Origin of the sequence: Corallococcus macrosporus, assembly GCF_017302985.1 — a bacterium.
In the GTDB taxonomy this organism is placed as follows: domain Bacteria; phylum Myxococcota; class Myxococcia; order Myxococcales; family Myxococcaceae; genus Corallococcus; species Corallococcus macrosporus_A.
In genome coordinates, this window is record NZ_JAFIMU010000002.1 from 590,423 (window position 1) to 604,436 (window position 14,014).

Here is a 14,014-nt window from a genome sequence, read left to right on the forward strand (position 1 = left end):
GTCCGGTGTTCTATCCCATGCTTGAGCCCCTGGCGTCCCCCCTGCACCTGGTCCTCGTGTCCCCTCAGATTCCGCCCAACACCGGCAACGTGGCCCGGCTGTGCGCGGTGACGGGCTGCCGGCTCATCCTGGTGGAGCCGCTGGGGTTCTCCATCGACGACCGGAACCTGAAGCGGGCGGGGCTGGACTACTGGGACAAGGTCTTCCTGAAGCTCTACCCGACCTACGACGCCTACGTGGCGGAGTACCCCCAGGCGCGCCGGTGGCTGTTCTCCGCCCGGGCGGAGACGTCGCTGTACGCGGCGCGGTTCGAGGCGGGGGACCACCTGGTGTTCGGCTCGGAGGTGACGGGGCTGTTGCCGGAGGTGATGGAGGGGGGGACGGGGACGCCGGTGACCATCCCGATGCTGCCGGAGCGCCGCAGCTTGAATCTTTCGACGTCGGTGGGGATTGGCGCCTACGAGGCGCTGCGTCAGGTGCAGCTGGGCACAGCGGCCAGGCAGGCACCGCCGTCGAATTGAGGGGCGGGCGGGACGGGCTACACTCCGGGGCAGAATGTCCGCCTCGCAGGTCGCCGAAGCGCTGTATGCCGCCCACAAGTCCCGAGCCACCGGCCGGCTGACGCTGCACGCCGGTGGACGCGAGTCCGCGCTGTGGCTGCGCGAGGGCGACCTCGTGGGGGCGCGGCTGGGCTTCGGGTACCAGACGCCGGCGCAGGCGCTCTTCCAGAACGGGCTGTTGGGCGTGGACGCCCTGGACGCGCTGTGGGCGCGGGGTGGGGCGGCGGCGCCGGACGAGGAGCTGCTGGAGGACAGCGGGCTGAAGCCCGCGGTGGTGCACGAGCAGCAGGTGCTGGCGCAGGTGCGCCGGCTGAGCGAGCTGGCGGAGCGCGCGGACTTCGAAGCGGAGGCGGTGGAGGCGGCGGGGGACTTCGCGCCCATCGCGGGCGTGCGCGTGGTGCGAGCCGCGCTGGAGCCCGCTCCGAGCGAGGCCGTGCCCGCGAGGGTCTACCGGTGTCCGGAGGTCGCGGCGTGCGAGCCGTGGCTGACGGATGCGTCGGAGCGCGGGCTGTTGGAGACGCTGGGAGCGTTCCGGAGGCCGGAGGCGCTGACGGGGGCGCAGCAGGCGCTCTTGCGCGTGCTGGAGCGCGAGGGCCGCATCGAGGCCCTGTCGGTGGAGGAGTGGGAGGAGCGCGAGCGGCTGCGGCGCGAGGAGGAGCTGCGGCAGGCGGAGGAGGAGGCCTGGGAGATTGAAGAGGCGCGCCGTCGCGAGGAGGCGGAGCGGCGCGTGGAGGAGGAGCGGCTCGCGGAGCTGGCGCGGCTGGAGGCGGAGCGGCTGGCGGAGGAGGCGAGGCTCGCGGAAGAGGCGAGGCTGGCGGAGCTGGCGCGCATCGAGGCGGAGCGGCTGGCGGAAGAGGCCCGGCTCCGGGCGCTTGAAGAGGCACGGCTGGCGGAGGAGGCCCGGCTTCGCGCGGAGGAGGAGGCCAGGCTCGAAGCGGAGCGGCTGGCGGAGGAGGCGAGGCTCGCGGAGCTGGCGCGGCTGGAAGCGGAGCGGCTGGCGGAGGAGGCTCGCCTTCGCGCGGAAGAAGAGGCGAGGCTCGCGGAAGAGGCGAGGCTGGCGGAACTGGCGCGCATTGAGGCGGAACGGCTCGCTGAGGAGGCGAGGCTCGCGGAGTTGGCGCGCATTGAGGCCGAGCGTCTGGCTGAAGAGGCTCGGCTGGCGGAACTGGCTCGCCTTGAAGCGGAGCGTCTCGCAGAGGAGGCACGGCTCGCGGAGTTGGCGCGCATCGAAGCGGAGCGTCTCGCTGAGGAGGCTCGACTCGCGGAGCTTGCTCGCATTGAAGCGGAGCGATTGGCGGAAGAGGCGCGGCTGGCTGAGCTCGCACGCATCGAAGCGGAGCGTCTGGCTGAGGAGGCTCGTCTCGCCGAACTGGCGCGCATCGAAGCCGAGCGATTGGCGGAAGAGGCGCGGCTGGCTGAACTCGCACGCATTGAAGCCGAGCGTTTGGCGGAAGAGGCTCGGCTCGCGGAACTGGCACGCATTGAGGCGGAGCGGCTTGCTGAAGAGGCCCGTCTCGCGGAACTTGCGCGCCTTGAAGCCGAGCGTCTCGCTGAAGAGGCGCGGCTGGCCGAAGAGGCACGGCTTCGTGCTGAGGAAGAAGCCCGGCTCGCGGAAGAGGCGCGGCTGGCCGAAGAGGCACGGCTGGCCGAAGAGGCACGGCTGGCCGAAGAGGCACGGCTGGCCGAAGAGGCACGGCTTCGTGCTGAGGAAGAAGCCCGGCTCGCGGAAGAGGCTCGGCTAGCGGAGGAGGCGCGGCTTCGCGCCGAGGAAGAAGCCCGGCTGGCGGAAGAGGCTCGGCTTCGGGCGATCGAGGAAGCGCGCCTCGCGGAAGAGGCGCGGCTTCGTGCTGAGGAGGAGGCGCGTCTCGCGGAAGAGGCCCGCCTCGCGGAGGAGGCTCGACTCCGCGCGATTGAAGAGGCTCGCCTTGCTGAGGAAGCCCGCCTCGCGGAAGAGGCACGGCTTCGCGCGGAAGAGGAAGCGCGCCTGGCCGAAGAGGCGCGGCTTGCTGAAGAAGCCCGCCTCGCGGAAGAGGCTCGCTTGGCCGAGGAGGCTCGCCTCGCCGAAGAAGCTCGGCTGCGTGCGGAGGAAGAGGCTCGTCTCGCTGAAGAGGCTCGTCTCGCTGAAGAGGCTCGTCTCGCTGAAGAGGCTCGTCTCGCTGAAGAGGCTCGTCTCGCTGAAGAGGCTCGTCTCGCCGAAGAGGCTCGTCTCGCTGAAGAGGCTCGTCTCGCCGAAGAGGCTCGTCTGCGCGCCGAAGAGGAAGCCAGGCTGGCTGAAGAGGCTCGGTTGGCTGAAGAGGCCCGGCTCGCCGAAGAGGCCCGCCTGGCCGAGGAAGCCGCTCGCATTGAAGCGGAGCGCCTTGCCGAAGAAGCTCGACAGGCGGAGGAAGCGCGCCTCGCGGAGGAGGCACGGCTGGCGGAACTGGCGCGCCTTGAGGCAGAGCGTCTCGCAGAAGAGGCGAGGCTTGCGGAAGAGGCGCGCCTGGCGGAAGAGGCCCGCCTTCGCGCTGAGGAAGAGGCGCGTCTCGCCGAGGAGGCTCGGCTAAGGGCCATCGAAGAGGCGCGCCTGGCCGAAGAGGCTCGGCTTGCGGAAGAGGCGCGGCTTCAGGCGATCGAAGAGGCCCGACTCGCAGAAGAAGCCCGGCTTCGCGCGGAGGAGGAAGCGCGCCTGGCTGAAGAGGCCCGGCTCGCCGAAGAGGCTCGCCTCGCGGAAGAGGCTCGTCTCGCGGAGGAAGCTCGGCTCGCAGAAGAGGCCCGCCTCGCGGAAGAGGCTCGTCTCGCCGAGGAAGCTCGGCTGCGCGCTGAAGAAGAAGCGCGTCTCGCCGAAGAGGCTCGCCTCGCTGAGGAAGCCCGGCTGCGTGCTGAAGAAGAGGCACGGTTGGCCGAAGAAGCACGGTTGGCGGAAGAGGCTCGCCTTCGTGCAGAGGAAGAGGCCCGTTTGGCTGAGGAGGCTCGCCTCGCCGAAGAAGCACGCCTCGCCGAAGAGGCACGCCTCGCGGAAGAGGCCCGCCTCGCTGAAGAAGCCCGGGTCCGTGCCGAGGAAGAGGCACGTCTCGCGGAAGAGGCTCGCCTCGCGGAGGAGGCCCGCCTCCGCGCGATCGAGGAGGCTCGGCTCGCTGAGGAAGCGCGGCTGGCTGAAGAAGCTCGCCTCGCCGAGGAGGCACGTCTCGCGGAAGAGGCGCGTCTGGCCGAAGAGGCTCGCCTCGCCGAAGAAGCCCGCCTTCGCGCCGAGGAAGAGGCTCGCCTCGCCGAGGAGGCTCGGCTCGCGGAAGTCGCGCGACTGGCTGAAGAGGCCCGGCTCGCGGAAGAGGCTCGGCTGCGCGCGGAGAAAGAGGCGCGGCTCGCGGAAGAAGCTCGACTGGCTGAAGAGGCTCGCCTTCGGGCTGAGGAAGAGGCGCGTCTTGCTGAGGAGGCTCGACTCGCCGAAGCAGAACGTCTCCGCGCGCTTGAGGAAGCACGGCTGGCCGAGGAGGCCCGGCTCGCGGAAGAGGCTCGCCTCGCCGAGGAAGCCCGGCTTCGTGCTGAAGGGGAGGCTCGCCTCGCCGAAGAAGCACGGCTGGCAGAGGAGGCGCGGCTTCGTGCTGAGGAAGAGGCGCGTCTCGCTGAGGAGGCCCGGCTCCGTGCGGAAGAGGAGGCTCGCCTCGCCGAAGAAGCACGTCTGGCCGAAGAAGCTCGCCTTCGCGCGGAGGAAGAAGCTCGCCTCGCGGAAGAGGCTCGTCTTGCTGAAGAGGCTCGCCTGGCTGAGGAGGCACGTCTCGCCGAAGAGGCGCGCCTGGCTGAGGAGGCTCGCCTCGCAGAAGAGGCGCGGCTTCGTGCAGAAGAGGAGGCCCGGCTGGCGGAAGAGGCTCGCCTTCGTGCTGAGGAGGAGGCTCGAGGAGCCGAAGCCGCTCGGCTCGCGGAAGAAGCACGGCTGGCCGAGGAGGCCCGGCTCGCGGAAGAGGCTCGTCTCGCGGAAGAGGCTCGTCTCGCGGAAGAGGCTCGTCTCGCTGAGGAAGCCCGGCTGCGTGCTGAAGAAGAGGCACGGCTGGCGGAAGAGGCCCGCCTTCGTGCAGAGGAAGAGGCCCGTTTGGCTGAGGAGGCCCGCCTCGCTGAAGAGGCTCGCCTCGCCGAAGAAGAGGCACGCCTGGCCGAAGAGGCCCGCCTCGCGGAGGAGGTCCGTCTTCGCGCGATCGAGGAGGCTCGGCTCGCTGAGGAAGCACGGCTGGCTGAAGAAGCCCGACTGCGTGCGGAAGAAGAAGCTCGCCTCGCGGAAGAGGCGCGTCTGGCCGAAGAGGCTCGCCTCGCCGAAGAGGCCGCTCAAATCGAAGCCGCTCGTCTCGCGGAAGAGGCGCGTCTGGCCGAAGAGGCTCGCCTCGCCGAAGAGGCCGCTCGAATCGAAGCCGCTCGTCTCGCGGAAGAGGCGCGTCTGGCCGAAGAGGCCCGGCTGGCGGAAGCTGCACGACTCGCGGAAGAGGCTCGACTCGCGGAAGAAGCCCGTCAGGCCGAACTCCTCCTCGTCGCGGAACAGGCCCGTGCCGCCGAAGCCGCTCGCATCGCGGAGGAGGCCCGCGCCGCCGAGGCGCAGCGCCTTTCCGAACAGGGCAAGCCCGCCCATCCGCCCTCACTCCCCCGGCGCAACCGCCCGGCCGCGCCCCCCGCGCCGCCTCCGGTCCTCGTGCCCGTCGCCGCGGCCCCGGTGGAGCCTGAACCGCTGTCGCTCGGGCCCGAGGACATCATCCTCACCGCGGAGCCGGAACCCTCCGCCCCGTCGAACTGGGCGGACTCCATCCCCGCGTCCCCCCGCGACGCCCTGGAACTGCCCGTCAGCGACAACACCTCCGCCCTGACCGAGGCCCGCAAGCGCGCCCAGGCCGCCCAGCTCCAGGACATGGCCGAGGCCCTGCGCCGCTCGGCCTCCGTGCCCCTGGACCCCTGGCTCACCGAGGAGTCCTCCCGCTTCCCCGTCGCCCCGCCCCCGGAAGCCGACCTCCCCCTCCTGGAGGTCGAGCCGGAGAGCTGGGGCGACATCGTCCCCGCCGCGGCGCCCCTTCCCGACACCCGCGCTCCCGCCCCGGACGCCCCCGTCGTCCCCGCCCAGGCCGCCCCCCAGCCGGACCTCTGGGCCGTCCAGCCCCCCAAGTTCCCCGCGTCCGCCACACCGCCCGTGCGTCCCGCCCGCGCCACCGAGGACGACCTGTGGCGCATCGTCTCCTTCGACGAGTCGAACGACCCCGCCCAGAACCTCACCGCCTCCTTCGAGGCCGCCCTCCAGCAGGTGGATGCCCACCTGGAAGCCCTCGTCCGCTCGGACGTCCGGTCGGTGGGGGACGCCAACGAATTCCTCGTCGAGGCCATCGTCGAGGCGACATTCGAGCCGCTGCCTTCTCCCCGCTCCACCGCGTTCCCCGGTGACAACGGAGGGGCTTCTGGCCAGACTGAGGACGAGCTGTCCGGTGACCTGGACGACTGGGATTTTGACGAGGACGACGTGGCGGCCGAAGACCCCTCCAACCCCGACGAAGCCTCCAAGCTCCGGCGCCAGCGCCTCCTGCGCCGCGCCATGGAGAACATGGGCACGCTCGGCGCCCGCCCCGTTCCCCCCGCCGCCGCCGCGAGCACCCCGGCCACGCCCGAAGCCGCCGCGCCGCCACCCGCCGCACCACCAGAGCCCCCCAAGCCCGACGAGGGCCGGCTCGCGCAGCAGATTGAGCAGCGCTACGCCGACATCCAGACGAAGAAGGACCACTTCGTCACACTGGGTGTCCCGCAGGATGCCTCGCGCGACCAGGTGAAGGCCGCCTTCCTGAGCCTCGCCAAGGTCTTCCACCCGGACCGGCTGCCCCCGTCGCTGCCGCACCTGGCGCCAAAAATCACGGCTGTCTTCGAGTCTATCCGCGAGGCCTACGAAGTCCTCCACGACGACACCCGCCGCAAGAACTACCAACTGGCCCAGCAGGGCGCGCAGGCCGCTCCCAAGCCCCCGGCCTCCACCGCCCGTCCCGGCAGCCCCGCCGCGGCCCGCGCGGACACCAACGCGGATGACCTCTTCCGCATGGGCGAGGTGTTCTTCCGCAAGCGCGACTTCGTCGCCGCCAGCGAGCACTACGAGCGCGCCCACGCCCTGGACCCCAAGCCCCTGTACCTCGCGGCGCGCGCCTGGGCCCTCTACATGGACCCCAGCCGCAAGGCCGACATGCCCCGCGCGAAACAGTGGATGGCGGATGCGGTGCGCGCCGACCCGAACTGTGATCGCGCCCACTACCAGCTGGGCGTCATCGCCCGCGTGGAAGGGGACATGGACCGCGCGGAGCGGCACTTCCGCGAAGCGGTGCGCGCGAACCCGAAGCACCTGGAGGCGAACCAGGAGCTGCGGCTCATCGACATGCGCAAGAAGAACCCACCCAAGAAGGGTCTCTTCCGCTGACTTGCCTGTCCTCCAGGGAGGGAAACGGCCGGTTTTCCGGACAGTCCCGCCCATTGACACACCTGAAAGCCGGACCCGATGCTTGCCCCCACGGGGCGCGTCCGTTGGATCCGCCGTCCCGCCCGTTTTGAAAGGCATGCCACGTGGCCAAGCAGCACCTGCTCCTCGTCGACGGTGACGCGAAGAGTCTGCGCGTGATGGAGGTCAGCCTGAAGAAGGCGGGCTTCTCCGTCACGACTGCGATCCACGGCAAGGATGCGCTGGAGAAGGTCCAGATCAGCCCGCCGGACCTCGTGCTCGCGGACACCAAGATGCCGGAGATGGACGGCTTCGAGCTCTGCAAGCAGCTCAAGTCCGACGAGCGCTTCAAGTTCATCCCCTTCGTCTTCCTGACGAACCAGAAGTCGGTCGAGTTCAAGGTGCGCGGCCTGGAACTCGGGGGCGACGACTACCTGACGAAGCCCATCTACATCAAAGAGATCGTCACCCGCGTGAAGATGATCCTTCAGAAGGCCGAGAAGGAACGCATCGAGAAGCGCGAGACGACCAAGGGTGGCTTCGCGGGAAGCCTCGCCGACATGGGCGTCGTGGACCTGGTCCAGACCTTCGAGATCGGCCGCAAGACGGGCGTCATCTCCATCCAGGGCGAGCGCACCGGCGTCGTCTACTTCAAGGAAGGCCGCGTCATCGACGCGGAGCTGGGCCGGCTCAAGGGCGAGAACGCCTTCTACCGCCTGCTCAACACGTTCGAAGGCCAGTTCGACGTGCAGTTCACCACGTTGGACCGCACCGAGCGCATCGAGGTCTCCACGCAGGGCCTGCTCATGGAAGGCATGCGCCGGCTGGACGAGTGGGGCCGGATGCTCGAGCAGCTCCCGCCGCTGGAGACGGTCTTCGAGATCGACTACCACCAGTTGGCGGACCGCCTGTCGGAGATCCCCGACGAGGTGAACGGCCTGTTGCGCCTGTTCGACGGCAAGCGCGCGCTGTCGCGCGTGGTGGAGGACTCGGACTTCGAGGACCTGGCCGCGCTGGGCATCATCAGCAAGCTGTACTTCGAAGGGCTGATCCGCGAGCTGGGCAACGCGCCGCTGGAGCCCGTGCAGAGCAGCAAGCCGGGCATCGAGCAGTGGCTGAACACCGCGCCGCCCATCCCCGTGGACGTCGCGCCCGCGCAGGAGGCCGCGCCCGCGGAAGCGCCTGTCGCCGTGGAGCCGCCGCCCGTGGAAGCGGCGCCCGTGGCGGAGGCCGCGCCCATCGAGGAGGCCCCGCCCGCGCAGCCGGAGCCCGTGGAGGAGGTCACGCCGGCGGTGGCGGAGGTGGCGCCCGCGCAGGCCGCCGCGCAGCCCGCGCAGGTGATCATCTTCCCGCCGCGCTCACGCCCCGGCGACGGCGCGCCGCCTCCGTTCGGACAGGAGGGCGTGGAGCCCGTGGTTCCGCCGCTGTCGCAGGAGGGCTCGGCGTTCCTGGTGGAGCCGCCCCCGGCGCACCGCGCGGTGGATCACGCGCGGCGCAGCCTGCTGCTTGACTGGAACCGCGTGGACACGGAGGGGCTGAGCTCCTCCAGCACCTGGGGCCCGGGTTCGCCCTGGGGCGCCGCGTCCCGCGCGCCCGCGCCTTCGCCCAGCCCGTTCGCCGCCGCGCCCGTGGCGGCGCCGGTGGAGCCGCTGCCCTCGCGTCCGCCCATCTTCGGTGGCGCCGCCATCGCGCCCAGCCCGCTGGCGCCCGTGCCGCCGCCCACGCCGGCCCCGCCGTCGTCCGAGGTGACGCTGGTCAGCGGGACGGAGCCGCATCAGGACGAGCTGCCGGTGGAGGAGGCCGCGCCGCAGCAGCTCGCGCTGCCGCCGTACCCGGGCCACGGCATCGTGCCGCCCCAGGTGGCCCCGGTGGCGCTCAACGTCGAGTTCCCCGCGACGACGCCCTTCGATTCGCAGCCGGCCCCCACCATGGAGCCGGTGGACACCGCCGCGCACGACGTGCCCGCGTCGGAGGCGTACTTCACGGAGCCCGAGCCCGCCGCGCCCGTGGCGAGCACTCCTGCGGCCCCCACGCCCGTCGCTGCTCCCGCTGCCGATTCCACGGCCTCCACGAAGCCCAGCGCGACGAAGCCCGCGCACGACGAGGACGACGCGGCGCTGATCGCCGCGATGAAGCCCAAGCGCACGGGCCTCTACGTCGCGGGCGGTCTGCTCCTGGTCGCGGCCGTGGCCGCGGTGGTCATCTCCAAGGGCTCGGGCAGCGCTGAGACGCCCAAGCCCAGCGACCCCAAGGTGACGCAGCCCACGCAGCCCGTGGACGCGCGCAAGCCGCCGGAGACCACGCCTCCGCCGGAAGTCACGCCTCCGCCCACGAAGACGGTGGACGCGCAGCCCGACGCGGGTGTCACCCCGCCGAAGACCGCCGTCACCCCCGCCCCCGAGGACGCGGGCACCGCGCCAGTGAAGACCGCCACGCCCGAGCCCGCCGCCGTCCCAGACGCGGGCGCCATCGCGGTCGCGCCCACGCCGCCTCCGGACGCGACGCCCGTGGCGCCGCCGAAGCTCACCTACGCGGACTTCATCAAGGACGGCCGCGCGGCCATGTCCCGCAAGAGCTTCAAGTCGGCCGTCGGCGCGTACCGCAAGGCGCTCGCGCTGGACAACGCCTCCATCGAGGCGAAGACGGGCCTGGGCATCTCCCTGGCCAACAACAGCAGCACCAGCGAGGCCGGCTACCGCGAGGCGGCGAAGCTGCTCCAGGACGTGGTCAAGGCGGAGCCCAAGAACGCGAAGGCCTGGTTCTGGCTGGGCAGCTCGCTCCAGTTCTCCGGCGATCAAACCCGAGCGGCCGAGGCCTATAAGAAGTATCTGTTCCTCGAACCGACGGGGAGCTCGGCGGAGGACGTGCGCGCACTGCTCAAGGGGATGGGCAGCTAGGCGGCCGGTCCGCTTTCCGCCTTCCCGTCCTTGCTGGAGTCGTCGTGCTCGTCCTGGGACTCGAAACCTCGTGCGATGAAACCGCCGCCGCCGTCGTGGAGGACGGGCGGCGCGTCCTGTCGGACGTCGTCTCCACGCAGGTGGACATCCATCGCCGCTGGGGCGGCGTCGTGCCGGAGCTGGCCAGCCGCAACCACATCGTCCAGGTGATGCCCGTCGTCCACGAGGCACTCACCCGCGCGGACAAGACGCTGGACGACATCGACCTCATCGCCGTCACGTCCGGCCCCGGCCTCATCGGCGCGCTGCTCGTGGGGCTCCAGGTGGCCAAGGGGCTGAGCCTCGCCACCGGCAAGCCCTTCGTGGGCGCCAACCACCTGGAAGGGCACCTGCTGGCCATCCGCCTCCTGGAGGACGCGCCCGCGCCGCCGTTCCTGGGGCTCGTCGTCTCCGGCGGCCACACCAGCCTCTACGAGGTGCGCGACTACGGGAACTACCGCCTCGTCGGCCGCACGCGCGACGACGCCGCGGGCGAGGCCTACGACAAGACGGCGCGCATCCTCGGCCTGCCGTACCCGGGCGGACAGCCCATTGATCAGCTGGCGCAGAAGGGCGACCCGGAGGCCATCCGCTTCCCGCGCGCGCTGCCGGGCGACAACCTGGACGTGTCCTTCTCCGGGCTGAAGACGTCCGTGCTCCACCACGTCCAGAAGCACGGCGTGCCGGAGGGCCAGGCGCTGCACGACCTGTGCGCGTCGTTCCAGGAGGCGGTGGCGGACGTGCTGTCGAAGAAGCTCGTCGCCGCGGCGAAGAAGCTGGGCCACCACCAGCTCGTCCTGTGCGGCGGCGTGGCGGCGAACTCGCGGCTCCGGGCGCTGTGCAAGCAGCGCGCGGAGGAGCGGGGCCTGCGCATGTTCCTGCCGCCGGTGCGGTTGTGCACGGACAATGGCGCGATGATCGCCGTCGCGGGATATGAAGCGTGGCGCCGCGGCTTGCGCGGTGACTTCCGCCTCGCGGCCGACCCCGCCTGGCGCATGGAGTAGGGGCCTGACAGTGGATTCTCCGCGCGACATCCTCAAGCGCCACGGCCTGCGGGCCAAGCACAGCTGGGGACAGAACTTCCTCGGAGACCCGGACGCGCTCCAGTCCATCGCGGACGCGCTCGCGCTGCGCGAGGGCGAGCCCGTGGTGGAGCTGGGCCCGGGCCTGGGCCACCTCACGCGCTTCCTCGCCGCCACCGGCGCGCGCGTCACCGCCGTGGAGCGCGACCGCGACATGGTGGCCGTGCTGGAGAAGGAGGCCATCCCCGGCGTGCGCGTGGTGTCCGGCAACGCCGCCACGGTGGACTTCGCCCAGGTGGCCGGCGCGCCGGAAATCGCGCTCGTGGGCAACCTGCCGTACCACCTCACCAGCCCCATCCTCTTCCAGGTGCTCGCGCAGCGCGCCCACATCTCGCGCGCCGTCTTCACCCTCCAGAAGGAAGTGGTGGTGCGGCTGGCCGCGGAGCCCGGCAACCGCGACTACGGCCTGCTGACGGTGCTGCTCGGCCTGCACTTCGACGTGGAGCAGGTGCTCACGCTGGAGGCGTGGCGCTTCCATCCGCCCCCGAAGGTGGACTCCGCCGTGCTGCGCCTCACGCGGCTCAAGCAGCCCCGTGCGCCGCTGGTGGACGAGGCCCGCTTCACGCGGCTGGTGAAGGCCGGCTTCGCGCAGCGCCGCAAGACGCTGATCAACTCGCTCAAGTCCGACAAGGGCCTGGCGACGCCGGAGGCCATGCTGGCCGCGCTCCAGACGGCGGGCATCGACCCGGGCCGCCGCGCGGAGACGCTGTCCCCGGAGGAGTTCGCCGCCATCGAGCGCGCCCTGGGCCCCGTCACCGCCATGGCGCCGCCGCCTCCGGACGCGCCGGAAGAGGGCTCTTCAGAAGAGTAGGGGAGACGTCAGCGCTTCTGGCCCAGCGCGGCCAGGAGCCCACCCTGCTGGGCGAGGAACGCGCGGAACTCGTCCTCGTCGATGCGCAGGCGCGCGAGCACGCCGCTGAGCACGTCGTCCACGGAGCCTTCCGGCCGGCGCTTCAGCTCGAAGGCCGTCTTGAGCAGGGCCACGCCATAGAGTGGATCCACGTCCACGGGAGGTGCGGGCGGGGCCGTGGCCGGACGGGCGGCGGGCGCCGCTTCCGTGGGCTCCACCAGGTCCACCACCGACGTCTTCACCCGCTGCCTGCCGCGCATCTGTGGCCCGCTGCTCCCGCTGCTTGCGTGTTCGCGGGCACCGTAGGGGATGACTCCGGAGCGCGCAAGGGTGGGATGGCCCGGCGAAAATTGCCGGATGCACGGGGGCATGGTTGTGTTATCCGCCCCCCGCGCGCGCATGTGTCCCATGCGTGGATTCCGGGGGCGGAGGCCTCGGGCCGATGGACCACCGCTACATCGTCGTCGAAGGCCCCATCGGCGTGGGCAAGACGAGTCTCACCAACCTCCTCACGGAGCGCCTGGGCAGCCGCCGCATCCTGGAGGTCGTGGAGGAGAACCCCTTCCTCTCCAGCTTCTACGCGGACCGGCAGAAGTTCGCGTTCCAGACGCAGGTGTTCTTCCTGCTGTCGCGTTTCCGTCAGCAGCAGGAGCTCTTCCAGCAGGACCTGTTCCGCGCCGTCACCGTGAGTGACTACCTGTTCGCGAAGGACCGCATCTTCGCCAACCTCACGCTGGCCTCGGACGAGCTGGCCCTCTACGACCGCGTCTTCGAAGCGCTGGGGCCTCGCGTCCCGCAGCCCGACCTGGTCATCTACCTCCAGGCCCAACTGGACGTGCTGCTGCATCGCATCAAGAAGCGCGGCCGTGAGTTCGAGCGGAAGTTCGACGCGGGCTACCTGGAGTCGCTCACGCACGCGTACAACGACTTCTTCGCGCACTACCAGGACACGCCCCTCCTCGTGGTGAACACGTCGGACATCGATTTCGTGCACAACGAGCAGGACCGCGAGGACCTGATGCAGGCCATCGCGTCCGCCAAGTCCGGCGTGCAGCACTACACCCCCCGGTCCCGCCGGGGCTGACGGCCGCCGCCTGGTTGGTTGCCTGGCGGGATGCGGTCATCCCCCCACGCGGCCCCGAGGGCGTTAGAGTGCATCCCCGTGGAACCCTGGCCTCCGGCGATCCCCCTGGGGACGGCGAGGGGCCTGACGCTCCACGAGGCTGTCCCACCCGTCTTGCCCACAGGAGGTGAACCGTGAAGGACAAGGTCACCATCCACACGCTGAAGCGCCTGAAGCAGTCCGGTCAGAAGATCTGCATGGTCACCGCGTACGATGCGACGTTCGCGCGCATCCTCGATGAGGGAGGCGCGGACGTGCTCCTGGTCGGTGACTCGCTGGGCATGGTCATCCAGGGCCAGGAGTCCACGCTGCCCGTCACCATGGACCAGATGATCTACCACTCGGCGGCGGTGAGCCGCGGCGCGAAGCGGGCGCACGTGGTGGGGGACATGCCGTTCATGAGCTACCAGGTGTCGCCGCAGGAGGCGGTGCGCAACGCCGGGCGGCTCGTCTCCGAAGGCAACGTGGGCAGCGTGAAGCTGGAGGGCGGCGCCGAGTTCGCCGACACCGTGCGCGCCATCGTCCGCGCCAGCATCCCCGTCATGGGCCACCTGGGCCTCACGCCCCAGTCCGTCCACAAGATGGGCGGCTATGTGGTGCAGGGGCGTGATGAAGACGCCGCGCGCCGCATGCTGGACGACGCGCTCGCGCTGGAGGCCGCGGGTTGCTACGCGCTGGTGCTGGAGGGCGTGCCGCTGGAGCTGGCGCGCACCATCACCCAGAGCCTGAAGATTCCGACCATCGGCATTGGCGCGGGCAAGCACTGTGATGGCCAGGTGCTGGTCTGCTACGACCTGCTGGGCATGAACCCGGACTTCAAGCCGAAGTTCGTCAAGCGCTTCGCCAACCTGCACGGGAACATCACGGAGGCCGCGAACACGTACTTCGCCGAAGTGCGCGCGGGCACCTTCCCGGACGAGGACCACAGCTTCAAGGCCACCAAGGGCATCCGGCTGGTGACGCCCACGCCCGTCGTGCCCGACGCGGAAGGCGCGGGCGAGGCCGCGGAGAAGGTCGGCGGCATCTACGGGGCTCCGGTCTAGCC

General features: G+C 71.0%; 8 protein-coding genes. 7 read left to right on the top strand and 1 reads right to left on the bottom strand.

Annotation, left to right across the window (positions count from 1 at the left end; translation table 11 throughout):
- Positions 1-17 precede the first annotated feature (17 nt).
- From JYK02_RS02870 to rsmA, 5 genes are all read left to right on the top strand, one after another.
- Positions 18-521, top strand: a complete 504-nt coding sequence (locus JYK02_RS02870; protein WP_207048302.1) for a tRNA (cytidine(34)-2'-O)-methyltransferase — start codon at positions 18-20, stop codon at positions 519-521.
- Positions 522-555: 34 nt separating this feature from the next.
- Positions 556-6,960, top strand: a complete 6,405-nt coding sequence (locus JYK02_RS02875; protein WP_207048303.1) for a J domain-containing protein — start codon at positions 556-558, stop codon at positions 6,958-6,960.
- Between the two features lie 143 nt (positions 6,961-7,103).
- The gene (locus JYK02_RS02880) at positions 7,104-9,875 is read left to right on the top strand and encodes a response regulator (RefSeq protein ID WP_207048304.1); all 2,772 of its coding nucleotides are present in this window, start codon (positions 7,104-7,106) and stop codon (positions 9,873-9,875) included.
- A gap of 44 nt (positions 9,876-9,919) precedes the next feature.
- Positions 9,920-10,918 (top strand): tRNA (adenosine(37)-N6)-threonylcarbamoyltransferase complex transferase subunit TsaD, encoded by a 999-nt coding sequence (tsaD, locus tag JYK02_RS02885; protein WP_207048305.1) that lies wholly within the window; start codon positions 9,920-9,922, stop codon positions 10,916-10,918.
- 10 nt (positions 10,919-10,928) lie between these two features.
- The gene (gene rsmA, locus JYK02_RS02890) at positions 10,929-11,807 is read left to right on the top strand and encodes a 16S rRNA (adenine(1518)-N(6)/adenine(1519)-N(6))-dimethyltransferase RsmA (RefSeq protein WP_207048306.1); all 879 of its coding nucleotides are present in this window, start codon (positions 10,929-10,931) and stop codon (positions 11,805-11,807) included.
- Positions 11,808-11,815: 8 nt separating this feature from the next.
- On the opposite strand, the gene JYK02_RS02895 is transcribed toward rsmA, so the two are convergent.
- Complete coding sequence (locus JYK02_RS02895; protein WP_207048307.1) at positions 11,816-12,106, bottom strand: hypothetical protein; 291 nt, start codon at positions 12,104-12,106, stop codon at positions 11,816-11,818.
- 182 nt (positions 12,107-12,288) lie between these two features.
- On the opposite strand from JYK02_RS02895, the gene JYK02_RS02900 reads away from it, so the two are divergent.
- Together JYK02_RS02900 and panB are read left to right on the top strand one after the other, a co-directional pair.
- Positions 12,289-12,930, top strand: a complete 642-nt coding sequence (locus JYK02_RS02900; RefSeq protein ID WP_120527230.1) for a deoxynucleoside kinase — start codon at positions 12,289-12,291, stop codon at positions 12,928-12,930.
- Between the two features lie 173 nt (positions 12,931-13,103).
- Positions 13,104-14,012, top strand: a complete 909-nt coding sequence (gene panB, locus JYK02_RS02905) for a 3-methyl-2-oxobutanoate hydroxymethyltransferase (protein WP_207048308.1) — start codon at positions 13,104-13,106, stop codon at positions 14,010-14,012.
- Positions 14,013-14,014 lie beyond the last annotated feature (2 nt).

What these genes read in the sequence shown, in the direction of transcription:
- JYK02_RS02870 (WP_207048302.1), top strand. Translation starts at nt 18, where the DNA reads ATGCTTGAGCCCCTGGCGTCCCCCCTGCACCTGGTCCTCGTGTCCCCT.
- JYK02_RS02875 (WP_207048303.1), top strand. Translation starts at nt 556, where the DNA reads ATGTCCGCCTCGCAGGTCGCCGAAGCGCTGTATGCCGCCCACAAGTCC.
- JYK02_RS02895 (WP_207048307.1), bottom strand. Translation starts at nt 12,106, where the DNA reads ATGCGCGGCAGGCAGCGGGTGAAGACGTCGGTGGTGGACCTGGTGGAG.
- JYK02_RS02900 (WP_120527230.1), top strand. Translation starts at nt 12,289, where the DNA reads ATGGACCACCGCTACATCGTCGTCGAAGGCCCCATCGGCGTGGGCAAG.